The sequence below is a fragment of the Nocardioides sp. genome (genome assembly GCF_041913365.1).
In the GTDB taxonomy this organism is placed as follows: domain Bacteria; phylum Actinomycetota; class Actinomycetes; order Propionibacteriales; family Nocardioidaceae; genus Nocardioides.
Window position 1 is genome coordinate 46112 of the sequence record NZ_JAYSFM010000009.1, and the last position, 26831, is coordinate 72942.

Below are 26831 nucleotides of genomic sequence, written 5' to 3' on the forward strand. Positions count from 1 at the left end.
CCTCGACCTGAGGGCGATCGCCTCGGGCAACCATTCGCCGCACCCAGCCGGTCCTGCGTGTCATGGACCCGAGTGGTGAGGAGGTCGTTGCCATGGTGCAACCGACGGCGATCCGCGCCGGCGCGACGGACCGGACGGCCGAGTTCGAGGACTTCGTCTCTAGCCGGTCGCCGCGCCTGCTGACCACGGCGTACCTCCTCACCCACGACCACGGTCGCGCCGAGGACCTCCTGCAGACCTCGCTCGCCAAGCTCTGGCTGGCATGGTCGCGGGTCGACGAGCCGGACGCCTACGTGCGCAAGGTGATGGTGACGACGTACGCCTCGTGGTGGCGGCGCAAGTGGCGCGGCGAGAGGCCGAGCGACAACGTCCCCGAGGCGGGCGCGACCCAGCCGACCCGGGACCCTGACATGTGGTCCGCACTGGCGCGACTCCCGCGGGGCCAGCGGGCCGTCCTGGTCCTCCGGTTCTACGAGGACCTCACCGAGGCCGAGACCGCGCGCGTCCTGGACTGCAGCGTCGGCACCGTGAAGAGCCAGAGCGCGAAGGGGCTGGCGAAGCTGCGGATCGACGCAGCCCTGGCCGACGAGGGGAGGGGGACGCGATGAACGTCGAGCAGGAGCTCCGCCGCACCATGGCCGACCACGCGGACGACGTGCTGGGCAGCCCGACGATCGGCCGGGCCGGCCGCGCCCGCGCGCAGGCACGCGCGATGCGCCGCCGGCAGTACGCCGCGACCGCCGTCGCCGCCCTCGCCGTGACCGCCGCCGGTGTCGGCGCCGGGGCGCTGCTGCGCTCCGACCCGCCGCCCGAGCCGGCGCCCGAGCCCACTCGGGTCATCGACGTCGCCCCGAGCTTCGCCGGCCGCACCCTGATCACGTCGGGCGAGACCCACGACGGCGAGCCGCTGTTCCTGACGGTCGACGCCCCGGCCGGGTCGCAGTGGATGGTCACCTGTGCCGGCCTCGGCCCGGAGTACGTCGTCCACCGCGCCATCGACGACCAGTTCGAGGAGACCGCTCCCTGCGGGCCGCTCGAGGTGCTCGGCGAGACGATGGGCTTCCGCTGGTCCAGCAGCGCACCGGTCGGCACGGGCGTCGAGCTCGCGCTGTGGATCACCAGGGACGGCGAGGCCGTCCAGCCTGACGGCGCCATCCTCGCGGCGGCGGTCTACCAGCTGCCCCAGCCGGTGACCCGGGTCGCCGCGACGGACGTCGTGCCGGTCGAGGTGTCCTTGGGCCAGGAGTGGGCCTACCTCGACGCCGTCGAGTCCGAGCCCGGGGACCGCAGGCTGACGGCGCGCTTCCCGGCGATGGACGAGGAGGTCCTCCTCGAGCTGGTCACCGACCCGGTGGGCGAGGACGCCGAGGTGGAGCTCGTGGTCGACGGGGTGGCGTCGGCGTCGCCGCAGACCTTCCCGCTCGGCGGCACGAACCTCGGCGACAAGCTCACCCCCGGCGACCCGCACACGGTCACCCTGCGGATCATCGGCGACGTACCCCCCCAGGGCCGGCTCGCGATCGTGCGCCGCACGCTGGCGCCGGGCTGAGAAGAGGCGGATGTCGGGGAAGAGGGCGACTTCTCACCCCTGAGGGGGCATACTCGAGACAAATGCCCTCCTCGCGCGGCTCACGGCCGAAGCACCTTCCGAGCAGTCCGTTCAAGCCGGCTGCCGAGCCGGTCGTGGAGGTGTTCGAGGTCGACGACCGCGTCACCCACGACCTCCACGGCCTCGGCCGGGTCGTCCGGGTCGACAGCCACGCCGTCACCGTCGACTTCGGGTCGCAGACGGTCCGGGTCAACCACCCGTACTCCAAGATGCACCACCTGTAGGGGCGTCACTCCCACGCGCTGAGGTCCGGCGGCACGTCGACCGAGTGCGACCGCAGCACCTCGAGGGGTACGACGTCCAGCGCGCGCTCCGACGTGGCCGCCAGCACGACCGGGGCGGCCACGCCGGCGTCGTACGCCTGGAACCAGCGCGCGGCGACGACGCACCAGCGGTCACCGGGCACCAGCCCGGGGAAGGCCCACTCGGGCCGGGGCGTCGAGAGGTCGTTGCCGACCGCGCGCTGGTGGGCGAGGAACTCCTCGGTCATCACGGCGCAGACCGCGTGGAGGCCGACGTCGTGTGGGCCGACGGTGCAGGTGCCGTCGCGGTGGAAGCCGGTCACCGGGTCGGTGCCGCAGGTCTCCAGGTCGCCGCCTAGGACGTTGCGCTCGGTCATGACCTGATCATGACGGATCAGGCGCGGGCGGCCCGCTTCGCCTCGGCCTCGGCCCGGCGCTCGACGAAGCGGGTGGCCTCGGTGTCGAGGGCGGAGACCGCGGCGGCCAGCTCCTCGCGCGCCTGCTCGCCATCCTCGTCGAGGCCCTCGAGCTCCCACACCCCCCACTGCCGGAGCAGGGGAGTGACGATGTCGTCGTGGTGGATGCGCAGGTCGTAGATGCCGGCCTTCGCCATCGTCACCGCCTTGCGGGAGAAGCCGGGGATCACGCTACCGGGCATCTGGAAGCCGACGACCTCCTCGGTGATCGCGCGCATGGTCTGGCTCGGCGTCAGCTCGAGCGCCGCGGCGACGAGGTTGCGGTAGAAGATCATGTGGAGGTTCTCGTCCTTGGCGACCCGGGTGAGCAGCTTCTCCGCGATCGGCTCCTCGGTGTAGCGGCCGGTGTTGCGGTGCGAGATGCGGGTGGCGAGCTCCTGGAAGGAGACGTAGGCGCAGACGTTGAGCAGTGACTTGTCGAGCGCCTCGTAGCCGGTCTCCATCGTCTCCATCCGCGCCCGCTCGAGCTCGTCGGGGTCGACCCCGCGGGTGACGAGCAGGTAGTCGCGGATGCAGAAGGCGTGGCGACCCTCCTCCGCGGTCCAGCGGTTCACCCAGGTGCCCCACGCACTGTCGCGGCCGAACGCCCGGTCTATCTCGCGGTGGTAGCTGGGCAGGTTGTCCTCGGTGAGCAGGTTGACCTCCAGCGCCGTGCGCGCGATCGGCGAGAGCTGGGACTGCTCGACCGACCACGGCTCGCCCCCGAGGTCCTTGAAGTCGCGGCCCAGGCTCCACGGGACGTACTCGTGCGGCATCCACTCGTCGGCGAGACCGAGGTGGCGGTTGAGGTTCTCCTCGACCGTGGGCTCGAGCTCGGTGAGCAGCTGCGCGGTGTCGAGAGCGGCCATGCGATCCATCTCCTCGAGTGGACGTGTCCTCGCGCCCAAGACTGCACCCGCGACGCCGGGTTCGACCAGAGCGGACCACTGGCGGAAGTGGTCTGCAGACCACCTCCTCGGCCGCGTCGGCGCACCCTTGACAAGTAGTGGAAGCGCTCTCATAACGTGACCGCCGTCACACTCTCTCGGGAAGAAGGTCCACCATGCGCATCCCTCGCGCGCTCGTCGCCCTGGCCGCCCTCGCGGCCACGCTCTCGCTCGCCAGTCCACCCCCGGCCGCCGTCGCGATCGGCCCCGACCGGCTGCCGTTCACCATCACCAACCAGTCCCAGCGCGGCGAGGACGTCTTCCTCTACGTCGTCGGCGTCAACCTCGCCACCGGTCGCCTCGGCTACGTCAACCAGGCCGGCACCTTCACCCCGTGGCCGGCGGGCAGCAACCCGCCGAGCCCGGCGCCGGACGTCTCGATCCGGATGGGCGGCACCGGCTCGAGCACCACGCTCAACGTGCCGCGCGGCTTCTCCGGACGCATCTACATGTCCTTCGGCGAGCGGCTGCCGTTCCGGCTCACTCCTGACGGCCTGGTGCAACCCGCGCCCTGGGCGCCCGGCGACCCGAGCGAGAACATCCTCTTCGACTGGAGCGAGTTCACCTACAACGACGCCGGGCTGTGGCTCAACAGCTCGCAGGTCGACATGTTCGCCGTGCCGCACTCCGTCTCGGTGACGGGAAGCGACGGCGCGACGCGCACGACCGGCCGGCTCGTCGACGACGGCCGCAACAGGGTCATCAACGGCGTACGCAACCAGGCGGGGTGGGCGGGTCTGGTCCGCACCCGCGCCGACGGCACCGTGCTGCGCGTCCTCGCGCCCGGCAAGGCCGCGGACGCGGGCTACTTCGACCGCAACTACCTCGACCCCTACATCGCCAGCGCCTGGAGCGCCTACGCCTCGAAGACGCTGACGGTCGTGCCGTTCGGCGACCGTCCCGACGTGCGCTACTTCGGTCGTACGTCCGGCACCACGATGACCTTCACCAACGGCTCCGGCCAGCAGGTCGCGTCGTTCCAGCGACCGAGCACCGGCAACGTCTGGGGCTGCGACGGCGCCCTCGGTGCGCCCAACGACCAGGTCGTCGGACCGATCGCCCGCACGCTCTGTGCGGCGCTGCACCGCTCCACGCTCGGCCGCCTCGACACCCAGCCGAGCGGCACGGCGGCGGACTTCTACCAAGGCGCGATCACCAACCACTACTCGCGGCTGGTGCACCAGAACATGGTCGACGGCCGGGCCTACGGCTTCGCCTTCGACGACGTCCAGGCGCAGGAGTCGCTCGTGCACAGTGGCGACCCCCGCTCGGCCGGCATCACGCTGACGCCGTTCGGCCCGGGCGGCACGACCAACCCGCCGCCCCCGACGGGTACTGGCAACACCCTCGTCAGCCAGCTGAACAACAAGTGCATCGACGTCCCCAACTGGAACTTCGCCGACGGCCAGCGGCTGATCATGTGGGACTGCCACGGCGGCACCAACCAGCGCTGGGAGCGCGTCAACGGCACGCTGCGCACCCAGAACGGGATGTGCATGGACGTCGCGGGCGGCGCGACCGTCGACGGTACGCCGATCCAGATCGCGCGCTGCAGCGGCAACCCGGCACAGCAGTTCGTGCTCAGCGGGGCCGGCGACCTGGTGAACCCGCAGGCGAACAAGTGCGTGGACATCAAGGACGTCAACGCGGCCAACGGCGCCGCGCTGCAGCTCTGGACCTGCGCAGGGACCGCCAACCAGAAGTGGCGCCTGGGCTGAGGGGGCAGGGGGAGGCGGGTTCGGGGCCGCCTCCCCCTGTCGGTCGGGGTCGGTAGGTTCGACGTCATGGACCTGCGCGCCGCGCTGTCGCCGTACGTCGAGTCCGGGGAGATCCCGGGTCTCGTCGCCCTCGTCGCGCGGGGCGACGAGGTGGTCGTCGAGTGCCTCGGGCTGCAAGGCACGAGCGGCGGCGCGATGGCGCGCGACTCGATCTTCCGCGGCGCGTCGATCACCAAGCCGCTGACGGCAGCGCTCACGTTGGTGCTCGTCGAGGAGGGGCTGCTGTCGCTCGACGAGCCGGTGGCGCGCCTCCTGCCGGAGCTCGCGTCGCCACGGGTGCTGCGGACGTTGGAGAGCGACCTCGACGACACGGTGCCGGCCAGCGGGCCGATCACCGCGAGGCACCTGCTGACCTCGACGGCCGGTCACGGGTTCGCCACGTGGGAGTCGGCGGTCACGCCCCTGCTCATGGAGCAGCTCGGGCAGGCGTCGGACGACATCCACGACGTGCCGCCGCCCGACGAGTGGATGCGGCGGCTCTCCGCGATCCCGCTCATGCACCAGCCGGGGGAGGGCTGGACCTACAACGCCGCCTACGACGTGCTCGCCGTGCTGGTCGCCCGCGCGGCCGGGCAGGACTTCGCCGACGTGGCCGAGCGCCTGCTCGATCCGCTCGGCATGGTCGACAGCGGCTTCCACGTGCCGGCCGGCAGGCGCGACCGATTCACCACGCTCTACGGCGGCGACTCCCTCGAGGTGCGCGACGAGCCCGACGGGGTGTTCGCCCAGCGTCCGGCCTTCGCGTCCGGGTCCGGGGGCCTGGTCACCACCGCCGACGACTGGCTGGCCTTCGGGCGCATGCTCCTGTCCGGGGGAGGGTCGTTGCTCAGCGAGGCCTCGGTGCGGCTGATGACGTCCGACCAGATCACCGCGCAGCACCGCGAGATGGGTGGCTTCTTCCTCGACGGTCAGGGCTGGGGCTTCGGTGGGGGCGTGGACACCGAGCTGATCGACCCGTGGAACGAGCTCGGTCGCTACGGCTGGGTCGGCGGCACCGGCACCTCCGCCTACGTCCATCCCGCCAGCGGGACCGTCGCCGTCCTGCTGACCCAGGTCGAGCTGGGCGCACCCGGCATCGAGGACCTGCTGAAGGCGTTCTGGACGGCGACGGCACGTCTGTCCACAGATTCGTAGGTCTCGGTTTTCGCCCTCGGCACCCGGGCACCTCATCGGCATGCTCGAGTTCACCGGCAGTCTCCGGATCTCACCCGCGCTCAACGAGGCGGAGCGCGCGTACCTCCATGCCCTGGCCGACTCCGGCAGGACCCTGCGCGGTACGACGATCGGGCGGGGCGACAAGGACGTGCCGTTCGCCTACCTCGCGTGGGAGGTGTGCCGGGGCGGCTGCTGCCTGACCTGGGACCCGACGGCCGAACGCGCGTCGATGATGCTGCCGTCGCTGCGGTTCCTGGTCGACCACCTGTTCCGCGACGGCGCTAGGGGCGAGGGCAGCACGACGCTCGAGGGCTTCACCTTCGACCACGTCCTCGACGGCGTCGTGGCGGGCGCCGGACGGGTGGTTGAGGTCAGCGGCAACCGGGTGTCCGAGCGGAAGTTGATGCGGTCCTGCGAACACGCGAGGCCGACGCGGGGCCGCGCGCGGAAGCTCCCGCACAACGTGATCGTGCTCCGACCGCGCCGCGCGTGACGCGGCACGCAGGCGAGGCTGGCCTTACTGGAATCATTCAAGAAAAGGATGTTGAGTAACGGTGTCCGACCGAGCACACCGAGAGGAAACGTCATGACCCAGACCTCCACTCCGACGGCCATCCACACGGCCCACCCGGCGTTCCAGGCCTCCGAGCGCCTCGCCGGCCACCTCCAGCAGCTGCTGGTCGACCTCACCGACCTGCACCTGCAGGGCAAGCAGGCCCACTGGAACGTCGTCGGCAAGAACTTCCGCGACCTGCACCTCGTCCTCGACGAGGTCGTCGACGCCGCGCGTGACTTCTCCGACGACGTGGCCGAGCGGATGCGCGCCGTCTACGTCACGCCCGACGCGCGGGCGAAGTCCGTCGCGGAGCAGTCGTCCCTCGCGGCGTTCCCGGCCGACGAGGTCAACACCGGAGACTGCGTCGACCTGATCGTGGCCGCGCTCTACGGCGTCGCGGGCACCGGTCGTCGCATCCACGACGAGGTGGACGAGGAGGACCCCACGTCTGCCGACATGATCCACGCCATCCTCGAGCGCCTCGAGCAGCTCGCCTGGATGATCGACGCGGAGAACCGGGTCGCCAACAGCAGCATGCCGCGCTCCTGGAGGGAGTGACGCCGGCTCAGTCCTCGACGAGGACCAGGAGGGGCGCATCCCTGGGGGCGTCGGGGTCGAGGACGAAGTCCAGCGCGGTGCCCGGGTCGGCGCGGCGCGCCAGCTCGGGCTCCATGCCCGGCCAGGTGATCCACCCCAGCCACGCGTCGGGGTGGCGCTGCTGGAAGACCGCGTACGCCTCGTGCGCCCGGGCGACGATGAGGTCGCGCTCGTCGGGGCGGCTACCGATCTGCTGCCACCACGTGAACTGGTAGAGGCCGATGATCCCGCAGGCTTCGAACTCCTCCTCGACGTCCTCGATCAGCTGGGTCAGCCAGTCCTCGGTCACAGCGTGGGGTTTCCTTCCAGCGGCACCTTCACGGGCACTCCATTTTGAGAGACGACAACATACGGGCCGTGCGTGAGCTGGTCCGGGCGGTTGCCGGGGTAGCCGTCCATGATCCGGATCTGACGTCCTTTGAACTGCGGCAGCTCGTAGCGCAGCCCGTCGCCCGAGCGCACCGGCGCCACGTCCCAGTGCTCCAGCATCCGGCGGAGCTCGGCGGGGTCCATGCCGCGCAGGTCTTCGGGGTCGAACAGCTCGGGGTCGTCGATGGTGCGGCGGACGCGGGTGTAGCGCGGCCCCCACCAGCCGCCCGGGTTGCGCATCGTGCCGCGCTCGTCGCGCACGGCGACCTTCGCGTAGCGGTCGAGCCGCGCCCGCAGCCCCTGCAGCGAGTCGCGGGCCGACCGGAGGCGGGCGGAGCCGGACGCGACCGTGGTGCGCAGCGCGACGAGGAGGGCGTGGAAGCGGGGCGCCTGGGCACGGATCCGCGCCGCGGCCGCGGCTGCCGCCGCGGTGCCGCCGAGGCCACCGGTCAACCCAGCGGCCACCACCGAGATCGCCGCGCCCTCGACGACCATCTGCGCGACCTCGGACAGCAGGGCGCGGGTGCGGGCGTGCACCTCCTCGACCGCGGCGGCGTGGTCCTCGCACGCGCTGCCGAGGGCGAACAGCTCTGCGGCCGTGTCGGTGACCATCGACCGGACGTCGGCCAGGCAGGCGAGGCCGGTGGGGATCTCGGGCGACCGCTGGTGCTCGAGGAGGTCGCGGGCGACATCGAGGTGGTCGGCCAGGGTCGCGACCGAGGCCGCGGTGCGGGTCCAGGCGTGCGCGGCCTCGCGCAGCAGCCCGACGTCGGCTCCGGGCCAGACGAAGCCCTCGACCTGGTCGAGGATCCACCGATCGACCGCGCCGAGGGACGGCTCCTGCGCGCCGAGGCTCGTCGGCGGAGTCGTGGGCGCGACCCGGACGAAGGTGTCGGCCAGCGACGAGCCCGTGTAGGCCGCCACCCGCCCGGCGGCCGACGCCTCGGCGGCCTCGTGGTTGGCCCCGGTCGCGGAGAGCAACCGGCCGAGGCCGATGAAGGAGTGCGTCAGCCCGGCGAGCGAGGCGACGGCCTCGCGCGCCGCGACGTCGTACGACCTCGCGAAGTCGGCGCTCGAGGCGTCGTTGCCGGCCATCCCGCCGAGCCCGGCGAGCTTGCCGCACAGCGACTCGGTCAGCAGCGCTGCGGTCTGGTTGGCCGTGCGGCAGGTGTCGGCGGCCGACGCCAGCGCGCCGCACTCGACGCTGATCCTCATGGCGCGACCTGCCGCCACAGGTCGACGTTGGTCGCGACGGCGTGCGAGTAGTGCGCGTCGGCCCTCGCCGCGACGCCACGCAGCGCGGCGAGGGCTGTGACCATGCCGGCGCACTCGTCACGCCACGCGGCGTACGACGTCGCCTGCGCGTCGCTCGCGCGCCCGGACCACCCGTCCTGGAGCCGGGCCTGCGCGGCCTCGACGTCCCCGGCCAGGCTGATCAGCTCGCGCTGGCAACCGGCGAGCCCGGCGAGGGCCTGGCGGACCTCGTCGAGGTCGACCTCGTAGGTCGTCACCCCAGCCGCCCGGCCAGCGTGGCGGACGACGCCGCGCACCCGACGTCGACGGCGACTGCCTCGTCCCGGACCCGGTCGAGGGCGGCGATGCCGGCGGCGAGCCGCTCGACGACGAGGAACACGCCGCGGTCCCACTCCTCCCAGTGCAACCGGAACCGCTCGGCCGCCTCGCCGTGCCAGGTCGCCAGCACGAGCTCGACCGCCTGGCCCGCGGACCGGCGGCGCTGCTCGAGGTCGGTGAGCCGGGCCCGGAGCGCGTCGGTCGAGGCGGCGTGGTGCGCGGGGTCGAGGGCGAGGGTTCCCGAGAAGATCATGGGTCGATGCTCGGGCGCGAGGACCCGTCGGCAACACCCACCGCAGGCAATCTGTGGACAACCCATCGCGGGGAGGCCCTGTAGAAAGGGCGTCATGAGCAACCTGATCCCGGTCGCGAAGAACGCCGGCAAGCTCGCCGCGAAGTACGGCCCGCAGGCCAAGATCGCCTGGGACACCGCCGGCAAGGCCGCCGCCGAGCAGGTCAAGATCCGCCGCGCCAGAGCCGCCAACCGCCGCCGCGCGGTCGAGAAGGCGCGCACGGTCCTCGACGGCTCGGTGCTCCGCCAGCTCCACGGCGACCAGGTCGTGTGGGTCGTCTACTCCGGCGACGAGCCGATCACGGCGTACCCGCTCCCCGACATCGAGCTCGAGGAGCTCACCCGGCGGGCCCGGCTGTCGCAGCGGATGACCCCCGAGCAGTACGACGAGACCCGGGCGCGGGCACGGGCGAGCCGGGCAGCGCGCAGCCTCCGCGCGCGCGGTCGGGACGTCCGCGTCAACGAGCTGGACTGACCTGGACGGGGAGGACGCGCCCGGTCAGTGGTGGAGCAGCGTCGGCATCAGGGTGTCGACGCGGTCGCTGAACACCTCGAGCACCTCCTCGCGCGCGTCGGCCGGCCCGGCCGCCCAGGCCAGCAGCGCCTGGTGGAAGAGGCCGTCGAGCATCCCGTAGCAGGACGTGGGGTCGACGGCGGGGTCGAGGTCGGCGAGCTCGGCGTAGCGGGTCACCACCCGCCAGACCATCTGCTCGAGCTGGCCGTCGATGTCGAGGATCACGTCGCGCAGCGCCGGCTCGAACATCGACTGGTTGCGCAGGTCGTACCAGAGCTGGTGCATCGGACCCTCCTCGCGGATGGTCTCGGCCAGCTTGTCGGCGAAGGCCTCGCGCAGCCCGGAGGCGGAGGTCGCGTTGTCGACCACCTCGTCGTAGCGCGTCACGCACGTGCGCTTGTAGTAGCGCACGCAGTAGATGATGAGCTCCTCCTTGCTGGAGAAGTAGTAGTGCACGACCCCGTGGGAGAACGGCGAGCGCTGGGCGATGTCGCGCAGCGAGGTGCGTGCGTAGCCCTGCTCGCCGAGGGTCACCAGCGCCGACTCCGCGAGCTGGTCGCGGCGGCTGTCGTGCTTGCTCGGGCGCGCCACCCCAGAGGCGACGACGTCGCTCACGTAGGCGGGGCTGGGCGCGGCCATACCTCGACACTACGCTCGACCGAGGGGTGGCGTTCTTCCTTACGTCAACCTGTTGTCAACATTTCACGTATTCCCGGTCACACCGCCGGATGGCGGCGGCGGCTCAGTTGAGGACGACGATGCCCGCGTTGAGGGCGGTCGCGAAGAGCACCCACGCGAGGTACGGCACGAGCAGCCACGAGGCCGTGCGCGAGCCCCGCCACGCCCAGGTGACGAGCACCGCCACGGCCAGCGCGAGCGCCACGATCTCGACCAGCGCCACGGTGTAGAGGTCGGCCGCGAAGAACAGCGGCGTCCACGCCAGGTTGAGCACCAGCTGCCCGACCCACAGCCACAGCCGCCGGTCCCACCCGCCGTCGCGCCAGAGCAGCCAGCCGGCCACGCCGATCAGCAGGTAGAGCACCGACCACACCGGGCCGAACAGCCAGGACGGCGGTGCGTACGGCGGCAGCTCGAGCGCGCGGTAGGTCTCCTGCGACCCCGAGGCGGCAAGACCGCCCAGCCCCGCCACGGCGGTCACCGCGACCAGGAAGGGCAGCAGCGTCCACCAGGGGCGGGCCGGCGGATCGAGGTGGAGCTCCCGAGTGCTCATGCCTCCATCCTGCCGACCCGCCCCCAACGCGGGCTCACCCCTTGCGACGTGCCCGGAGGACCGCGTCCGCCACGGTGACGTCCTCCCCGGTCTGCGGGTGCCGCTGGCTGCGCGGCCGTGCCTCGACGACCTCGACCACGAAGTCCTCGCGCAGCGCCGGCACCAGCTGGTCGGCGGTGAACATGAAGCTGTCGTGCCCATGCCGCAGCCCGGTCGCCAGGTCCTCGGGGTGGTGGCCGACCACCAGCAACGTCCCGCCGGGCGCGACCGCGGCAGCGAGTCGGCGTACGACGTCGGGCATGCCGCCGTCCGGGAGGTGGAAGAAGTGGGAGGTGACGAGGTCCCACCGCTCGTCGCCGGGCTCGAAGGTGCGTACGTCGACACGGCGGGTCTCGATCCGCCCGTCGACCCCTGCCTCCGCGGCGTGCGCCTGCGTGCGGGCGAGGGCGGCGTCGGCGAAGTCGACGGCCGTCACCTCCCAGCCCCGGGCTGCCAGCCAGATGGCGTCCCCGCCCTCGCCGCAACCGATGTCGAGCGCCCGGCCGGGCGCCAGGGACGCGGCCTCGGCCTCGAGCTGCGCGTTGACCCGGCCGCTCCAGACGGCGTCGCCGGAGTAGCGCTCCTCCCAGGCGGGACGCTCGAAGAACCCGTCGCGCCGGTCCTGCGCCGCGCGCGCCGCGTCGGCGCCCGCGATCTCGGCGTTGATCCAGGCCCCGACCCGCAGGCCGTGGGCAGCGGAGGCGATCAGCACCATGGAGATGTCGGTGGCGTTGCCGGCCGCGAAGATGCCCGGAACCGTGGTGGCACCGGTGGGCTCGACCTCGATGACCGACCCGAAGGCGACGCCGTTCATCTCGAAGGGCTTCGGCTCGATGCCCATCGGCGCGAGGAAGTCCGCGCGCACGTGCGGCTTCGACGCCACCACGATCGCCTGGCGCTCGAGCACGGAACCGTCGGCGAGCCGCAGGCCCACCAGGTCGTCGCCGTCGGTGACGACCTCCTGCGGCGTGCCGTGCGCGAAGCGGACGCCGATGGCGCCGAGCTTCTCCTCCTCCTCGGCCGGGATCTCCACCCCGTCATGCACGACCACGACGACGTCGTCGGAGAGCTGGCGGAAGAGCAGCGCCTGGTGCGCGGCCATCGGCGTGGTCGCGAGGACGGCGATCGCCCGGTCGCGGACCTCCCAGCCGTGGCAGTACGGGCAGTGGAGCACGTCGTGCCCCCACCGCTCGGCCAGCCCCGGCACGTCGGGCAGCTCGTCGACGACGCCACCCGTGACCAGCACCCGCCGCGCGCGCACGCGGCGGCCGCCGGCGGTGGTCACGAGGAAGTCGTCGACCGCGCCGGAGAGGCCGGTGACCCGGTCGTCGAGCACCTCGACGCCGTACTCCATCACCTCGGCGCGGCCGATCCTGAGCAGCTCGCGCGGCGGGATGCCCTCCCGGCCGAGGTAGTTGTGGGCGTGGTCGGCGGGTGCGTTGCGGGGCTCGCCGGCGTCGACGACCAGCACCGAGCGCCGCGACCGCCCGAGGGCCATCGCACCGCTCAGGCCGGCCGCACCGCCACCGACCACCACCACGTCATAGGTCTTCATCTCGTCCATGCCACCGAGGATGCACAGCCGTGGTCACGGTTGACAAACATTCTTGCCGAAGTGGCAAACTGGGACCATGGACGACGACGGCGTGCTGCGCGCGGTGGGCCCCCGGCTCCGCCAGCTGCGGCTGGAGCGCGAGGCCACCCTGACCGACCTGGCGGAGGAGACCGGCATCTCGGTCAGCACGCTCTCGCGGCTGGAGTCGGGCCAGCGCAAGCCCACCCTCGAGCTGCTGCTGCCCCTCGCCCGTGCCCACCGGGTGGCCCTCGACGAGCTCGTCGACGCGCCCGAGACCGGCGACCCGCGCGTGCGGTCGAAGCCGGTCGTGCGGCACGGGCGCACCTTCATCTCGCTCACCCGTCGCCCGGGCGGGCTCCAGTCGTTCAAGATGATCATGCCCGTGGACGACGACCCGGGTCCGTCCCTGAAGACCCACGAGGGCTACGAGTGGCTCTACGTCCTCAGCGGCAGGGTCCGACTCGTCCTCGGCAACCGCGACCTCACCCTGTCGCCGGGGGAGGTCGCCGAGTTCGACACCCGCACCCCGCACTGGGTCGGCAACCCCGGCCCGACGCCGGCCGAGGTGCTCGCGATCTTCGGCCCGCAGGGCGAGCGGATGCACGTCCGGTCCTAGGGGTGGTCCCCGCGGTCGAGGTGCGTGGGACGGTGGACGACATGGCCATCCGCACCGGCACGACCGTGAAGTGGAAGTGGGGCTCGTCCTGGGCCGAGGGCACCGTCTCCGAGGTCCACCACGACGACGTCTCGCGCACGACCAAGGGCGAGGAGATCACCCGGCACGGCAGCGACGACGACCCGGCGTACGTCATCGAGCAGGAGGACGGCACCGTCGTGCTCAAGCTCGCCAGCGAGGTCGAGCGGGCCTGAGCCGTAGGTTGGCGCCATGACCACGCGCTGGCTGTTCGGCGACCAGCTCGGGCCGCACTTCACCGACGACCACCGCGGGCCTCTGCTGCTGGTCGAGTCCCTCGGCGTGCTGAAGCGGCGGCGCTTCCACCGCGCCAAGGCCCACCTCGTGCTCAGCGCGATGCGGCATCGTGCCGCCCAGCTCGGCGACCGGCTGACCTACGTGCAGGCGGAGACGTACGCCGAGGTGGCTGGCGAGGTCGGTGACCTCGAGGTCGTGCACCCGACGTCGCACGCCGCCCTGGGGCTGGTCGAGCGCCTCGGCGCCACGGTGCTCCCGCCCCGCGGCTTCGCGACAGCGCGCGAGGACTTCGAGCGCTGGGCCGGCGGCCGCGGGGGCAGGCGGCTGCTGATGGAGGACTTCTACCGCCGCGCCCGGCTGGCGCACGGCGTGCTGGTCGACGGTGGTGAGCCGGCCGGTGGCCGGTGGAACTTCGACCACGACAACCGCGAGCCACCGCCCAAGGGGGCTGCGACCCTCGGCGTGAGCGGCCCGTGGTGGCCGGGCGAGGACGAGATCGACGCCGAGGTCCGCGACGACCTCGACCGCTGGGAGCGCGACGGGCTCATCGAGACGATTGGGCGCGACGGGCCGCGCCGCTTCCCGGCGACGCGGCGCGAGGCGCTCGCCGCGCTCGACCACTTCGTCGAGCACCGGCTGCCGCACTTCGGCGCCCACGAGGACGCGATCCTCGAGGGCGACCCGTGGATGGCGCACAGCCTGATCAGCGCTCCGCTCAACCTCGGGCTGCTCGACCCGCTCGAGGTCGTCGAGCGTGCCGAGGCGGCGTACCGCGCTGGGGCGGCACCCGTCGCGAGCGTCGAGGGCTTCGTCCGCCAGGTCATCGGCTGGCGCGACTACGTCTGGCACCTCTACTGGCACGAGGGCGACGGCTACCGCCGGGAGAACGAGCTCCGGGCCACCGAGCGGCTGCCGCGGTGGTTCGCTGAGCTCGACGCGGGTGCCACCGACGCGCGCTGCCTCTCGCACACCCTCGACCAGGTCGCCGAGCACGGCTGGGTGCACCACATCCCACGCCTGATGGTGCTCGGCTCGTACGCCCTCCAGCGCGGCTGGGCGCCGACCCAGGTGACCGACTGGTTCCACCGGGCCTTCGTCGACGGCTACGACTGGGTGATGGTGCCCAACGTCGTCGGGATGTCGCAGCACGCCGACGGCGGCGTGATGGCGACCAAGCCCTACACGTCAGGCGGTGCCTACATCGACCGGATGTCCGACCACTGCGGCTCGTGCCGCTTCGACCCCAAGGTGCGGGTCGGTGCCGACGCGTGCCCGTTCAGCGCCGGCTACTGGTGGTTCCTCGACCGCCACCGCGAGCGCTTCGCGGGCAACCAGCGGATGGCGCGCGCCGTCGGTGGCCTGGACCGTCTCTCCGACCTCACCGAGCTGGTCGAGCAGGAGGAACGGCGCGGAAACCGGGCGCCCTGAGCCACCCGGCGGTTGAGGTGCGAGGAGCCCCGGCGACGAGCCTCGAAACCTGCAATCGGGGTTTCGAGGCTCGCTCCGCTCGCACCTCAACCAGCGATCGGATCAGTTCCAGATCGCCGCGGCCCACTCCGGGTGGTCGATGAAGGGGTTGCGGTTGCCCTGCCAGGTGGAGTGGATGCGGTCGTTGCGGCGCATCTCGAAGGCGTCGACGGGGTCGGCGCTGTTCCACGCGAGCAGCGTCTCGAGGTCGCCGATCTGCGACGAGGAGCTGCCGACGGTCGAGCTCATCTCGAGGTTGTTGAAGCCGTCGCCGCCCTCGTAGCGGATCGCCATGTAGAACAGCATCCGCGCCACGTCGCCCTTGACCGCGTCGCGCGGCTCGAATGAGTCGCCGTCGGTCCAGCAGTCCGTGCAGCCCGAGACCGCCGAGCCGCCGTTGTCGAAGTCCTTGTTGCCGCGCGTCGAGTTCACCGTGACGTCCTCGGGCCGGATGTGGTGCAGGTCGGTGCCCGGACCGGCGCTGGTGGTGAATCCTCCACGCGACTGCGCCCACACGTGCTCACGGTTCCAGTTGCCCGTGCTCCCGCCGTTGCTGCTCTTGGAGATGGAGCGGCCGGTGTAGAGCTCGATGACGTTGCCGGTGTTGTTCGGGTCCTGGTCGGTGTCCTTCAACGCGGTCCAGACTGCGTCGTACGACAGCTTCGTGTTGCCGTCGATGATGTCGTGCAGCGCGCTGCGCAGCGCCGGGCCGCTCTTGCCGATCGCGGGCGCGTAGTAGGTGCCGTCCCACGGGCCGGTGCCGCCGGTGGGTGGCGGGTCGGTGGGGGTGCCGCTCGACAGCGAGAAGGCGGAGGTGCCGGTCATGCCGGGGTGGGAGAAGTACGCCGCCAGCGCGCCCGTCACGTCGATCTGCTTGCCCATCAGCGACGGGTTCGACTTGAGGCCCCACTGCGACCGGAAGGCCGAGGGGATCTGGACGTAGAGCATGGAGGAGGTGCTCGTCTGCGAGGCCGAGTCGGCGATCGCGAGCGCGTAGTCGTTCGGGAAGCCGGAGCGTACGACGGTGCTCGTCGCGGTGGGCTGCCCGACGACGTAGCCGCGCACGGTCTGCGTGGCGCCGGTCTGCTGGCCGATCGCCTGGCTGACCGTCAGCGGCGCGGCGGCCTGCGCCGGGGCGGTGGCCAGCGGGAGCGCGACCAGCGTGAGCGAGAGGAGGGAGAGGAGGCACGTGAGGAGGAGCGACGTGGGGGCGGGCGCGAGCGGCCGGCCCTTCCCGAGATGGAGGGTCATGACGGGGGAGCCTGCCCCAACATCGGGTGCGGCGGAACCCCCGCCGCCGCCTCTTCCTCCCGGGCTCACGTCCTGGTGGTCTGGACCGGCTGGCAGCGAAGGGGTGGTGGTGCGGGTGGTACGGGTGGGACACTCCTGCGGGCTCGGCCCCGTCCCGCCCTCGTTCCTCGGGCCGGCGACCGCGCCCTCATACACCCCCCATCAACAGTTCTGCGAAAACGCCACGGAATGTCGAACGACTCTTTAGGTTGAGTCTGCTCCGGTCCACCGGGGACACGTTTCGTCGTATCGCTCACCTATCGCGAGGCACACATGACTCAGGATGCAGCCCAGTCCCGCCGGGAGGCGGGGCTCTCGGTCGCCGGTTGGCCGCTGAGCCGCAAGATCGCGCTCGCGCTGGCGATCCCGCTGCTGCTCGCCGCCACCCTCGGTGGCCTTCGGGTGCAGAACGACCTCGCTGACTCGCGCAACGCCGGCAGCAGCGCCGACCAGGTCACGATCATCCAGCCCGCCGTCGACTACCTGACCGCGTCCGAGGCCGCCATGGTGGCCGCGCAGTCCGACAGCGCCGCCAGCCAGGGCGACCTGATCGACGCGATCGACGACATCACCACCAGCGCCGAGACCCTGATCGAGGCCCGCGACGGCGCCAACCTCAACGACCTCCAGTCCGCCCACGTCAACGCGCTGCTCGACCTCAGCCAGGCGATGCGCGGCGAGGGCGCGGAGAACCTCGGTCCCGCCACGTGGATCGCCCTGGTCCGCCAGCTCGAGTCCAGCGTCTCGCAGCTGATCACCAGCGTGAACGCCGCGCAGGAGACGCCCGAGCCGCGCCTGGAGCAGCTGTCGCAGGCGATGAGCGGTCGCCTCTCCCTCGCGATGCAGCAGGGCTTCGTGGCCACCGCGCTCGCCCAGTCCAGCTCGCAGGAGCTCTTCTCGGAGATCGGCGTGGAGGCGGCCGCCATCGACCGTCTCGCCGGTTCGGTGGAGGGTGCCGAGGAGCAGACCGCCGCCCTCCGTACGGCGAACACCCGCCACGCCGGACAGATCCGCGACGACAACGCGACCACCCTCGACGGCCGCGACGCCTACGTCCCCTACGACGAGATCACCCAGACCCTCATCAGCGGTGTCACCAAGTCGCTCAACGAGGCGGCGTCCGACGCTCGCCGCAACGCGCTCGTCGGTGCGCTCCTGACGCTGCTCGCCCTCGGCGCCGCGATCTTCATCGCCTTCGCCATCGCCCGCAGCCTCCTCGACCCGATCAACCGGGTGCGCGAGGGTGCGCTCGCGGTCGCCCGCCACCGCCTGCCCGACGCGGTCGCCCGGATCCGCGCGGGCCAGGAGCCCGAGCCGATCAAGACGATCGACGTCACCACCAACGAGGAGATCGGTCAGGTCGCCCGTGCGGTCGACGACCTCCACCGCCAGGCCATCCACCTCGCCTCCGGCGAGGCCCAGCTCCGCCAGACCGTCAACGCGATGTTCGTGACGCTCTCGCGCCGCTCCAACTCGCTGGTCAACCAGCAGCTGGCCCAGATCGAGCGCCTCGAGCACGACGAAGAGGACCCCAAGCGCCTCGAGTCGCTGTTCCGCCTGGACCACCTGGCCTCGCGCATGCGCCGCACGGCTGACTCGCTGCTGATCCTGGCCGACGCCCCGAACCGCAACGCCGGCCAGTTCAGCCTCACCGTCGGCGAGGCGCTGCAGGCCGCGACCTCGGGCGTGCAGGACTACCAGCGCGTGCAGATCCTCTCCCACCTCGGCACCCGCATCGGCGACGAGGCCGCGGCCGACGTGGTCCACCTGCTCACCGAGCTGGTCGACAACGCGCTGACCTACTCCCCGCCCGCCGAGCCGGTCCGCCTGGCCGCCAAGCTCGGCGCCGACGGCGTGACGATCACGATCACCGACTCCGGCCTCGGTGTGCCGCCGGCCGAGCTCGAGCAGCTCAACCGCGACCTCCAGCACGGTGCCGAGGCCACGCCCGACACCGCTCGCCGGATGGGCCTGTTCGTGGTCTCCCGCCTGGCCGAGCGCCACGGCATCGTCGCCACGCTCGCCCGCAACCCCGGTGGCGGCATGACGGCCACGGTCGTCCTGCCCCCGGCCGTCCTGCCCGAGCTGCCGCAGACCGCGCCGGCCGCTCCGGTGGCCGCGGCTGCCCCCGCGGTCGAGGCCACCCCGGTCGTGGCGACCGAGAGCCTCGACATCGCCGCCGACGCCAAGCGCGACTCGCGCAAGCTCTCGCGGGCGGAGAAGGCCGAGGCCAAGGCTGCCGAGAAGGCTGCCCAGGCCGAGGCGAAGGCGGCCCGACGCGAGGCCAAGAAGGAGGCCGAGCTCGAGCCGCTGCCCGCCGTGACCGCGTCCGAGGCCACCACCGAGACGGAGCCCACCCCGGACCGTCCCTCGCTGGAGAGCCTGCTGCCGCGCCGCGAGCCGGGCGCCAACATGCCCCGCACGGGTGCCGACGCGTTCCTGCCGCCGGAGACCTCCGGCGCCACGGGCCCGCTCTTCGGCAAGCGCTCGGAGACCCCGGCCGCACCGGCCGAGGCGGCCGCACCCGCGTCCACCGAGCCGGTCGAGACCCCGGCAGCCGAGACCGCGGTCGAGGAGACCACCGAGGCCCCGCAGGCCCCGGTCGAGCCCCCGGCCGCCGAGAAGGTCGCGCCCGTCGTCCCGATCACCGCCCTCGCCTCCCGTCAGCGTGCGCAGGCCGAGGAGGAGGCCCGTGCCGCGGAGGTCGCACCCGAGCCCCGCCGCGACCCGCTGAGCGACCCGCTGAGCGACCCGCTGCCCGCTGACACGTTCGGTGCGTCGCGCACCGAGGAGCCGGCCGCACCCGTCGAGGAGCCGGCCGCCCAGGTCGAGCCGGAGTCCGAGGCGCCTGTCGCCGAGGCCGACCGCTCCGACGACGTCGAGGTCGACGCCGACGACCCGCTGGGCCTGGGCACGCCCGCCCGGCAGGTCGAGCCCGAGGCGCCCGTCGAGGAGCCCGTCGCCCAGCACGTCGAGGAGCCCGTGGCCGAGGAGGCCGTGGCCGAGGAGCCCGTGGCCGAGGAGCCCGTGGCCGAGCCGGTCGCCGAGCCCGCAGCCGAGGCGTTCCCGGTCGAGGACCCCGTCGTCGAGGAGCCCGTCGCAGCGGCCCCGGCCGAGCAGCCCGCCCCGGTCTCCCTCGCCGAGGCCTTCCCGGTCCAGGACCCGTTCGTCGACGAGCCGGCCGCCGAGCTGCCCAGCCTCAACGGCCTGCCCACCCGCGGAGCCGAGCCGGCGCGCGCCGGCGGTGACTCGCCGATCTTCAAGTCGATGCGCTCGGGCTGGCTCGCCAGCGCGGGCGAGGGCGAGTGGCACCAGACCGAGGTGGACCGCGGCTGGGAGATCGCCGAGCACGTGGCCGAGGAGGCGCCGGTCGCCCAGTCCACGCCCACCGGACTCCCGCGACGTGCCCCCGGAGAGCGCCTCGTTCCCGGTAGCGTTACCCCGCCCACGGCAGCCAAGACGCGTGACCCTGAGGCCATCCGTCGCCGGCTCCAGGCACACACCGCGGGAGTGTCCCGCGGCCGACGAGCAGCCCAAAGTTCCCCCCAGCACACGGAAGCAGGCCCCGCATGACGTACGAATCCTCCGCAGCCGCCCCCAGCACGCACGCTGGTGACGACCGTGACCTCGACTGGGTGATGTCGCGCTTCGTCGAGGAGGTCCCCGACGCTGCACACGCCATCCTCGTCTCCGCCGACGGCCTGCTGATGGCCTCGAGCACCAGCATCCCGGGTGAGCGCGCCGAGCAGGTAGCGGCCGTCTCCTCCGGTCTGGCCAGCCTCGCGGTCGGCGCCGCCCGCCTCTTCGAGGGCGGCTCGGTGATGCAGACCATCGTCGAGATGGAGATGGGCTTCCTGATGCTGATGAGCGTCGGTGACGGGTCGAACCTCACCGTGCTCACCACCGAGGAGGCCGACATCGGCCAGGTGGGCTACGAGATGGCCCTGCTGGTCGACCGCGTGGGACGTACCGTCGAGGCCCAGGCCCGCGTCGGTACGGGCGGCTGACCGGACCAGCGCCGTGACGCCGCCCATCGAGCCGGAGGAAGAGGCCTACCGGCCCCGCCTCATCCGGTCGTACACCATCACCGCTGGTCGCACAGCAGCTGCTGTCGACCTGCCCATGGAGGCCACGCTGCGCCTCCAGGCTGGTGCAGAGGCGCCCGTCCTCACCCCTTCTGCTGCGCAGGTTCTCGAGGTCTGTGACAGACGTTCCGTTGCCGAGGTGTCGGCACTGACCAAGATGCCGATCGGCGTGACCCGGGTGCTGCTGGGTGACCTGATCGAGCAGGGTCTCATCCGTATCCAGGCAACCATCACCGAGAAGACGTCGACAGATGAGCGTCTCGAGCTCATCGAAAGGACCCTCCGTGGACTTCGAAACTACTAAGGCACAGCGAGCGGCTGCGTCGACGAAGATCGTCATCGCCGGCGGCTTCGGTGTCGGCAAGTCGACGCTCGTCGGCGCCGTCTCCGAGATCGACCCGCTGCGCACCGAGGCACTCGTCACCAACGAGTCCGAGGGTGTCGACGACCTCGCCGCCGTGCCCACCAAGGCCACCACCACGGTCGCCATGGACTTCGGTCGCCTGACCCTGGCGGAGGACCTGGTCCTCTACCTCTTCGGCACGCCGGGCCAGCGCCGCTTCTGGTTCATGTGGGACGACCTGTGCCGCGGCGCCATCGGCGCCATCGTGCTGGTCGACGTCGCCCGCCTCGACGAGTCGTTCTCGCCGCTGGACTACTTCGAGTCCAAGGGGATCCCGTTCATCGTCGCGGTCAACGAGTTCGACGGCGTGCCGCGCTACCCCGCCGAGGAGATCGCCGCCGCGCTGGCCCTGCCCGCCGACGTGCCGATCATCAGCCTGGACGCTCGCGACCGCGAGCAGGCCAAGGGTGCCCTCGTCAAGATCACCGAATACGCCCTCATGCGACTTCGTGAGTCGCTCACCGTGAATGCGAACTGACCCATGACCCGCTCGATCCGCCGGCTCAGCCCTGCCCGCACCGCTGCGGCTGCCCTGTCCTCCGTGGCCCTGATGGCCGCGCTGAGCGCCTGTGGTGGCTCCGCCAGCGGCGAGTCGGGCGACGCCCTCAGCGACGTCGACCTCGTCTTCGACGGCGCCCTGACGGTGTGCACCGACACGCCCTACGCTCCGTTCGAGTACGAGGAGAAGGGCAAGCCGACCGGCTTCGACATCGACCTGGTGCGCGAGGTGGCCGACGCGTTGAAGGTGGACCTCGACGTGATCGACTCCTCCTTCGACGACATCACGTCGGGCGACTCGCTGAACGCCGACGTCTGCGACGTGGCGATCTCGGCGATGACCATCACCGGCGAGCGGGCGCGTGTGCTCGACTTCTCCAGCCCGTACTTCGACGCCAAGCAGGCGCTCATCACGCCGCGCGGGTCCGGCCTCGACACCATCGACGAGCTCGCGGGCCAGCGGGTCGGCGTCCAGAAGGACACCACCGGCGAGACCTACCTGAGCGACTTCGCCCCTGACTCCACCGACGTGGTCACCTTCGACGACGCCGCCGGCCTGCAGGCCGCGCTGGCGGCTGACGAGCTCGACGCCGCGATGCTCGACAACACCGTGTCGGGCCAGTTCGTCTCCGACAACCCGCGGCTCAAGCTCGCCAAGGAGTTCGACACCGGTGAGCAGTACGGCATGGCGGTGAAGAAGGACGGCAACATCCCGCTCCTCCGCGAGATCAACGGCGTCCTCGCCGACCTCCGCGAGGACGGCACCTACGACGAGATCTACGCCAAGTACTTCGGCTGATCCCACTCGCTCGCGCGGCCCGGCAGGACTCCTGCCGGGCCGCGGTGCGTCTCGGGGCTAGGGCGCGACGGTCAGGAACAGGAAGGCCGCCAGCAGCACGAGGTGGACGCCACCCTGGAGCGGCTTCGCCCGGCCGGGTACGACGGTGAGGATGGCGACCGCGGCCGTGAGGACCAGCAGCACGGTCTGGAGCTGGTTGAGGCCGAGCTCGAGCGGACCGTCGAGCCAGATGGACGCGACGGCGATCGCGGGGATGGTGAGGCCGATCGAGGCCATGGCCGAGCCGAGGGCGAGGTTGAGGCTCACCTGCACGCGGTTGCGGGCGGCGGCCCGCACCGCGGCGATGGTCTCGGGCGCGAGGACCAGCAGCGCGATCACCACGCCGACCACGGCGTGCGGGAAGCCGAGGGCCTCCACGCCGGACTCGATCGCGGGCGACTCGACCTTGGCCAGCCCGACGACGGCGACCAGCGACAGCGCGAGCAGGCCGAGGCTCGTGAGCGCCGCCCGGTCGGTCGGCGGGTCGGCATGGCCGTCCTCGTCGAGGTCGACCGGCGCGTGCTCGAAGCCGCCGCCGTGGCTCGGCGTACCGGCGCCGGCGACCGGCCCGTCCGAGACAAGGGGCGAGTGCTGCGCGGAGGTCACCGGCAGGAAGAAGTCGCGGTGCCGGATCGTCTGGGTGAAGACGAACATGCCGTAGAGCGCCAGCGAGGCGATGGCCGCGAACGCCAGCTGGGCGCCGGTGAACTCCGGGCCGGGCTGCGAGGTGGTGACCGAGGGCAGGACCAGGCAGACCACCGCCAGCGCGATGACCGTCGCCAGCGCGGAGCCGGTGCCCTCGGGGTTGAAGACCGCGAGGTGGTGCTTGAGCGCGCCGACCAGCAGCGAGATGCCGACGATGCCGTTGACGGTGATCATCGCCGCCGCGAAGACGGTGTCGCGGGCCAGGCCCGCGGTGTCCTTGTCGGTGGTCACCATGAGCGTGACGATCAGCCCGACCTCGATGATCGTCACCGCGACCGCGAGCACCAGCGAGCCGTAGGGCTCGCCGACCCGGTGCGCGACGACCTCGGCGTGGTGGACCGCGGCGAGCACGGCGGCGACCAGCAGGACCGCGAGGAGGCTCAGCACGAGAGCGCCATCGGGGTGGGCGAACCACGCAGGCACGAGCGCCACGCCTGCGAGGATCGGAGTGACAGTCGTCCAGGAAGGGCGGCTCATGGGTACGACCCTAGGGGGCGAACCTGAGGGGGCCTCTCAGTTCTCCGGCGTGGTCAGCTTCTCCAGCCGGGCGCGGAGCTTGGGCACGCGGTGGCTGTTGCCCTCGAGGGTGACGTACTGCTCGCCGAAGATGGCCAGCAGCGCGTCGTCGAGGCGGCGTACGGCACCGGCGGGGTAGCGGTAGCCCATCCGCCGGATCACCGCGTCGGCGTCGACGGAGGTGAGCAGGTCGTCGAGGTCGTCGATGGTGTCGATGCCGAGCTGGGCGAGGAGGTCGGCGATCCAGTCGTAGTGGTCGGTGTGCGACCAGCCGGCGTCGCTGTAGTGGCCGGCGAGGAAGGTGGCGAGCTCCTGCCCGACGATCTGGTCCGCGTCGACCTCGGTCTGGCTGCCGGGCGCCGCTGCCTGGATGCGCTCGCGGATCGTCGCGAACTCGCGGTCGGCCAGCTCGATCAGCCCGGCCGCGAGCGTGAAGCGCCGGTCGAGGTCGGCGGCGGCGTCCTCGGGGACGTTGCCCTTGTAGCGGATGTCGTGCTCGAACTCCGCCCACGCGTGCTGCAGCACGGTGCGGACCTGGACGCTGGCGCGGTGGGCGGCGAGGTCGTCGTGCTGGCCGTCGTCGTGGACCCGGACGAGCAGGTGGCGGCTGGCGTAGCCGAAGCGGCCCGAGCGGGCCGTCTCCTCGCCGAGGTCGCGGTCGTCGAGGAGGGTGAGCTCCTCGGCGAGCAGCTCGGCCACCGCGGCGACGTCGCTGTGGACGTAGGTGATCACCCGGACACCGATCTGGTCGGTGATCTGCTCCAGCGGGTCCGGGTAGAGCGGGTGGTCCCCCTCGGTGCGGTTGGCCTTCGCGGAGAACGACGCGACGCTCTTCGTGCGGCCGGTGACGCTGAGGTAGTCGATGCCGGCGTCGTCGAGCAGGGTGCGGATCAGCTCGACGTAGCCGGCGGTGGCGGCGGTGAGCTGCGGCTGGCGGGCGGCGTACTCGCGCACGGCCTCCCTGACCGGCTCCTGCACCGGCTCCGGCACCGGCTCCGGCACGCGCTCCTGCTGGGTCATGCCGCCAGCCTGCCAGTGCGCGGACGGCGACGGCCACCCGGACCGCCGCGAGCCGCGCCTGCCCGGGGAGCCGTCCGGGGTTGGCTATCGTCGGATCACCATGAAGACCTCACCGCGTCTCCCGGGCGCACGCACCCAGACCAGGTCCCTGGCCGCGCTCGTCACCGGGCTGGTCCTGGCCACCACGCTCACGGCCTGCAGCGGTGACGACGGTGGCGACGACACCGCCTCCGACCCGGCTGCGTCGTCGAGCACGTCGCCCGACGCGCCCACCGAGACCCCGACGGAGACCCCCACCGAGTCGCCGGAGCCCGAGAGCGGCTCCGCGTCGGGGGAGTCCCTCACCGCGACCGGCTCGGCCGGCGTGACCGAGGCGGTCGTCGTCAGCGGCACCGAGGCCGGCGGGTCGGTCTCCGAGATGGCGTTCGCGCTCGACACCGACCAGGCCAAGGCCGACTTCGCGTCCCAGTTCGACCGCGGCTTCGGCGACGTCGTCTCCCAGACCGCGACCGAGCAGGCGCAGCAGGCGCCGGACTCGACGCCGTACGCCGCCACGGTGGCCATCGGCTGCGAGGGCCCGCGCTCCGTCGCGATCGAGGCCGGCGAGGCGGGCTTCCAGGTCGTCGCGAAGATCCCGAAGACCAACAAGCAGTGCCTGGCCCCGATGACCTACGTCGTGGTGTTCGCCGCGCCCAACGCCTGAGCCACCCGCCGGGCGGCGTCCGTCAGGGCGTCGCCGCGGTGGTCGGCGGGACCGTCGGCGTCGGGGTTGTCGGCGGAGGCGTCGTCGGCGTGGGGGTCGGCGGCAGGATCGGCACCACCGGCGGCAGCTCGGCGTGGTAGACGACGCCGAAGGCGTTGGCCACGAGGCGCTCGTTGCCGTCGGAGGGCTCGTTCGCGATGCCCATCGCGCCGGTGCCGGTGCGGGTGTACATCGCCGAGGAGCCGCCGCCGTCGAAGTTGATCGCGTTCTCCGCGCCGAGGGCGGTCATCATGTCGGCGAGCTCGACCATGGTGTAGCCGCGGCTCACGGCCGAGCGCCCGTCGACGACCAGGATGAGGAGCTTGCGGCCGTCGGCGTCGATGCCGACCGCCGTGCGCGGGTGGGCGATGGTGTTGTTGATGACGGTCCGCACGCCGTTGACCAGCAGGGGCCGGTCACCGCTGATGGCGAACTTCGGGCTGCCGCCCTCGATCCGCTTCGACAGCGTGATCTTCTTGCCCTTCCTGAGGGTCTTGAGCTTGCCGGCGGCACTGCCCGTGCCGATCAGGACGCGGTCCTTCTTGCCGATCTTCTTGCCGCTGGAGAGCTTCGGCCGGTTGGAGATGACCCGGTTCTTGCGGACGATCACCTCGCGGGCGCGCTTCTTGCCCGAGGTGACCTTGTAGCCCTCGGTGCGGTGCCAGTCGGAGGTGAAGACGCCGATCTCGCCGGCCGGGATCGCGGGGTGGTTGATGCCGCTGACCTTCCACGCCTTCCGCTGGCGGATCGTGTACTGCAGGCTCAGCGGGCTCACGTGCGGGCCGGCGTCGTCGAACCACAGGGTCGAGTTCACGCCGGGGATCCAGCCGTCGCGGGAGCCGCCGAGGATGCCGCGGTCGCGGTTGATCGTCACGCCGAGCGGGGAGTCGGTCTGGCCGATGTCGAAGAAGTCGCCGTTGACCGCGGTCAGCGCGCCGTTCCAGGAGCCGAACTGGCTGACCTTCTTGCGGCTGGTGACGTAGGTGGGGGAGAGCTCCTCGAAGGTGATGTTGGGGGCGTCGAGGTTGACGGTGACCAGGTTCATCCGCACCTGCCCGACGGGCTGGCGGCCGTCCACCTGGTCCCACTCGCGCAGCGTGACGCCGGGCGCGATCTCGTAGCTCACGTCGTTCTTCACCTGGGCCTTGCCGCGCAGGTTCACCTCCGGTCCGACGACGATGCCCGGCTTGCCGTCGGAGGTCTGGTTGCGGCCGCGGTAGCCGTCCTTGGCGGCCGACGCGGTCGCCTTCTGCACGCGGTCCGCGCCCTGCGAGCCGCCGTCGTCGGCGACCGACGGACCGACGCCCAGGCCGGCGATCAGCACGCCGACGGTGGCCGTGGTGAGGAGCCGGCTGCGGGTCAGCTTGGCGGACGGGGAGTGAAAGGCGTTGGCAGGCACGCGCT

The 26831-nt window shown here is 72.1% G+C and carries 30 protein-coding genes; 17 read left to right on the top strand and 13 right to left on the bottom strand.

Going from position 1 to position 26831, the window contains the following annotated elements; genetic code table 11:
• Window positions 1–92 precede the first annotated feature (92 nt).
• The 3 genes from ACE3QY_RS17555 (at window position 93) to ACE3QY_RS17565 (ending at window position 1833) form a co-directional block, all read left to right on the top strand.
• Entirely contained in the window at window positions 93–608 is a 516-nt protein-coding gene (locus ACE3QY_RS17555; protein WP_374457340.1) for a SigE family RNA polymerase sigma factor, read from the top strand.
• Window positions 605–1549 carry a hypothetical protein gene (locus ACE3QY_RS17560; protein ID WP_374457341.1) on the top strand — a complete coding sequence of 315 codons (945 nt, stop codon included), beginning with the start codon at window positions 605–607 and terminating at the stop codon, window positions 1547–1549. The genes ACE3QY_RS17555 and ACE3QY_RS17560 overlap by 4 nt, the downstream gene beginning before the upstream one ends.
• A 62-nt stretch (window positions 1550–1611) precedes the next feature.
• Window positions 1612–1833 (top strand): hypothetical protein, encoded by a 222-nt coding sequence (locus ACE3QY_RS17565; protein WP_374457342.1) that lies wholly within the window; start codon window positions 1612–1614, stop codon window positions 1831–1833.
• Window positions 1834–1838: 5 nt separating this feature from the next.
• Here the strand turns inward: ACE3QY_RS17565 and ACE3QY_RS17570 are convergent, their stop codons facing one another.
• Window positions 1839–2228, bottom strand: coding sequence for a DUF2237 family protein (locus tag ACE3QY_RS17570; protein WP_374457343.1), 390 nt, complete (start codon window positions 2226–2228; stop codon window positions 1839–1841).
• A gap of 17 nt (window positions 2229–2245) precedes the next feature.
• Window positions 2246–3175, bottom strand: coding sequence for an acyl-ACP desaturase (locus ACE3QY_RS17575; protein ID WP_374457344.1), 930 nt, complete (start codon window positions 3173–3175; stop codon window positions 2246–2248).
• A 194-nt stretch (window positions 3176–3369) separates the two neighbouring features.
• Between ACE3QY_RS17575 and ACE3QY_RS17580 the strand changes: the two genes are divergently transcribed.
• From ACE3QY_RS17580 to ACE3QY_RS17595, 4 genes are all read left to right on the top strand, one after another.
• The gene (locus ACE3QY_RS17580) at window positions 3370–4971 is read left to right on the top strand and encodes a beta-1,3-glucanase family protein (RefSeq protein WP_374457345.1); all 1602 of its coding nucleotides are present in this window, start codon (window positions 3370–3372) and stop codon (window positions 4969–4971) included.
• A gap of 66 nt (window positions 4972–5037) precedes the next feature.
• A complete protein-coding gene (locus tag ACE3QY_RS17585; RefSeq protein ID WP_374457346.1) occupies window positions 5038–6165 on the top strand; it encodes a serine hydrolase domain-containing protein in 1128 nt (375 codons plus the stop codon).
• A gap of 40 nt (window positions 6166–6205) precedes the next feature.
• Window positions 6206–6679: a hypothetical protein gene (locus ACE3QY_RS17590; protein ID WP_374457347.1), complete on the top strand. Its 474-nt coding sequence runs from the start codon at window positions 6206–6208 to the stop codon at window positions 6677–6679.
• A gap of 51 nt (window positions 6680–6730) precedes the next feature.
• Complete coding sequence (locus ACE3QY_RS17595; protein ID WP_374457348.1) at window positions 6731–7300, top strand: Dps family protein; 570 nt, start codon at window positions 6731–6733, stop codon at window positions 7298–7300.
• Between the two features lie 7 nt (window positions 7301–7307).
• On the opposite strand, the gene ACE3QY_RS17600 is transcribed toward ACE3QY_RS17595, so the two are convergent.
• From ACE3QY_RS17600 to ACE3QY_RS17615, 4 genes are read right to left on the bottom strand one after another with little or no spacing between them, the layout of a single operon-like run.
• Complete coding sequence (locus ACE3QY_RS17600; protein ID WP_374457349.1) at window positions 7308–7628, bottom strand: hypothetical protein; 321 nt, start codon at window positions 7626–7628, stop codon at window positions 7308–7310.
• Window positions 7625–8923 carry a hypothetical protein gene (locus ACE3QY_RS17605; RefSeq protein WP_374457350.1) on the bottom strand — a complete coding sequence of 433 codons (1299 nt, stop codon included), beginning with the start codon at window positions 8921–8923 and terminating at the stop codon, window positions 7625–7627. Before ACE3QY_RS17605 ends, ACE3QY_RS17600 begins: the two co-directional genes overlap by 4 nt.
• Window positions 8920–9219 carry a WXG100 family type VII secretion target gene (locus ACE3QY_RS17610; RefSeq protein ID WP_374457351.1) on the bottom strand — a complete coding sequence of 100 codons (300 nt, stop codon included), beginning with the start codon at window positions 9217–9219 and terminating at the stop codon, window positions 8920–8922. Before ACE3QY_RS17610 ends, ACE3QY_RS17605 begins: the two co-directional genes overlap by 4 nt.
• Complete coding sequence (locus ACE3QY_RS17615; protein WP_374457352.1) at window positions 9216–9533, bottom strand: hypothetical protein; 318 nt, start codon at window positions 9531–9533, stop codon at window positions 9216–9218. The genes ACE3QY_RS17610 and ACE3QY_RS17615 overlap by 4 nt, the downstream gene beginning before the upstream one ends.
• Window positions 9534–9627: 94 nt before the next feature.
• Between ACE3QY_RS17615 and ACE3QY_RS17620 the strand changes: the two genes are divergently transcribed.
• Entirely contained in the window at window positions 9628–10047 is a 420-nt protein-coding gene (locus ACE3QY_RS17620; RefSeq protein WP_374457353.1) for a hypothetical protein, read from the top strand.
• 24 nt (window positions 10048–10071) lie between these two features.
• Here the strand turns inward: ACE3QY_RS17620 and ACE3QY_RS17625 are convergent, their stop codons facing one another.
• The 3 genes from ACE3QY_RS17625 to ACE3QY_RS17635 form a co-directional block, all read right to left on the bottom strand.
• A complete protein-coding gene (locus tag ACE3QY_RS17625) occupies window positions 10072–10725 on the bottom strand; it encodes a TetR/AcrR family transcriptional regulator (protein ID WP_374457354.1) in 654 nt (217 codons plus the stop codon).
• 103 nt (window positions 10726–10828) lie between these two features.
• A complete protein-coding gene (locus ACE3QY_RS17630; RefSeq protein WP_374457355.1) occupies window positions 10829–11317 on the bottom strand; it encodes a TspO/MBR family protein in 489 nt (162 codons plus the stop codon).
• 34 nt (window positions 11318–11351) lie between these two features.
• On the bottom strand, window positions 11352–12920 hold the full coding sequence (locus tag ACE3QY_RS17635) for an FAD-dependent oxidoreductase (protein WP_374457356.1): 1569 nt from the start codon (window positions 12918–12920) through the stop codon (window positions 11352–11354).
• A gap of 67 nt (window positions 12921–12987) precedes the next feature.
• Here ACE3QY_RS17635 and ACE3QY_RS17640 point away from each other — a divergent pair, with 67 nt between their 5' ends.
• From ACE3QY_RS17640 to ACE3QY_RS17650, 3 genes are read left to right on the top strand one after another with little or no spacing between them, the layout of a single operon-like run.
• Window positions 12988–13548, top strand: coding sequence for a helix-turn-helix domain-containing protein (locus tag ACE3QY_RS17640; protein ID WP_374457357.1), 561 nt, complete (start codon window positions 12988–12990; stop codon window positions 13546–13548).
• A gap of 41 nt (window positions 13549–13589) precedes the next feature.
• On the top strand, window positions 13590–13802 hold the full coding sequence (locus ACE3QY_RS17645; RefSeq protein WP_374457358.1) for a DUF2945 domain-containing protein: 213 nt from the start codon (window positions 13590–13592) through the stop codon (window positions 13800–13802).
• Window positions 13803–13818: 16 nt separating this feature from the next.
• Complete coding sequence (locus ACE3QY_RS17650; RefSeq protein WP_374457359.1) at window positions 13819–15291, top strand: cryptochrome/photolyase family protein; 1473 nt, start codon at window positions 13819–13821, stop codon at window positions 15289–15291.
• Between the two features lie 102 nt (window positions 15292–15393).
• Here the strand turns inward: ACE3QY_RS17650 and ACE3QY_RS17655 are convergent, their stop codons facing one another.
• A complete protein-coding gene (locus tag ACE3QY_RS17655; RefSeq protein ID WP_374457360.1) occupies window positions 15394–16581 on the bottom strand; it encodes an endonuclease in 1188 nt (395 codons plus the stop codon).
• A gap of 312 nt (window positions 16582–16893) precedes the next feature.
• Here ACE3QY_RS17655 and ACE3QY_RS17660 point away from each other — a divergent pair, with 312 nt between their 5' ends.
• Genes ACE3QY_RS17660 through ACE3QY_RS17680 form a run of 5 tightly spaced genes read left to right on the top strand, consistent with a single transcriptional unit; the run spans window position 16894 to window position 22405 of the window.
• Entirely contained in the window at window positions 16894–20193 is a 3300-nt protein-coding gene (locus tag ACE3QY_RS17660) for an ATP-binding protein (protein ID WP_374457361.1), read from the top strand.
• Complete coding sequence (locus ACE3QY_RS17665; RefSeq protein WP_374457362.1) at window positions 20190–20627, top strand: roadblock/LC7 domain-containing protein; 438 nt, start codon at window positions 20190–20192, stop codon at window positions 20625–20627. The genes ACE3QY_RS17660 and ACE3QY_RS17665 overlap by 4 nt, the downstream gene beginning before the upstream one ends.
• A gap of 13 nt (window positions 20628–20640) precedes the next feature.
• Window positions 20641–21009 (top strand): DUF742 domain-containing protein, encoded by a 369-nt coding sequence (locus tag ACE3QY_RS17670; RefSeq protein ID WP_374457363.1) that lies wholly within the window; start codon window positions 20641–20643, stop codon window positions 21007–21009.
• Window positions 20990–21586: an ATP/GTP-binding protein gene (locus ACE3QY_RS17675; RefSeq protein WP_056906137.1), complete on the top strand. Its 597-nt coding sequence runs from the start codon at window positions 20990–20992 to the stop codon at window positions 21584–21586. Before ACE3QY_RS17670 ends, ACE3QY_RS17675 begins: the two co-directional genes overlap by 20 nt.
• A 3-nt stretch (window positions 21587–21589) precedes the next feature.
• Window positions 21590–22405, top strand: coding sequence for an ABC transporter substrate-binding protein (locus ACE3QY_RS17680; RefSeq protein WP_374457364.1), 816 nt, complete (start codon window positions 21590–21592; stop codon window positions 22403–22405).
• 57 nt (window positions 22406–22462) lie between these two features.
• Here the strand turns inward: ACE3QY_RS17680 and ACE3QY_RS17685 are convergent, their stop codons facing one another.
• Window positions 22463–23626, bottom strand: a complete 1164-nt coding sequence (locus tag ACE3QY_RS17685) for a calcium:proton antiporter (RefSeq protein WP_374457365.1) — start codon at window positions 23624–23626, stop codon at window positions 22463–22465.
• 36 nt (window positions 23627–23662) lie between these two features.
• Window positions 23663–24685, bottom strand: a complete 1023-nt coding sequence (locus tag ACE3QY_RS17690) for a GTP pyrophosphokinase family protein (protein WP_374457366.1) — start codon at window positions 24683–24685, stop codon at window positions 23663–23665.
• A 100-nt stretch (window positions 24686–24785) separates the two neighbouring features.
• On the opposite strand from ACE3QY_RS17690, the gene ACE3QY_RS17695 reads away from it, so the two are divergent.
• Window positions 24786–25388: a hypothetical protein gene (locus tag ACE3QY_RS17695; protein WP_374457367.1), complete on the top strand. Its 603-nt coding sequence runs from the start codon at window positions 24786–24788 to the stop codon at window positions 25386–25388.
• A gap of 22 nt (window positions 25389–25410) precedes the next feature.
• Here ACE3QY_RS17695 and ACE3QY_RS17700 read toward each other — a convergent pair whose 3' ends face one another.
• Window positions 25411–26826 carry a phosphodiester glycosidase family protein gene (locus tag ACE3QY_RS17700; protein ID WP_374457368.1) on the bottom strand — a complete coding sequence of 472 codons (1416 nt, stop codon included), beginning with the start codon at window positions 26824–26826 and terminating at the stop codon, window positions 25411–25413.
• Between the last annotated feature and the right edge of the window lie 5 nt (window positions 26827–26831).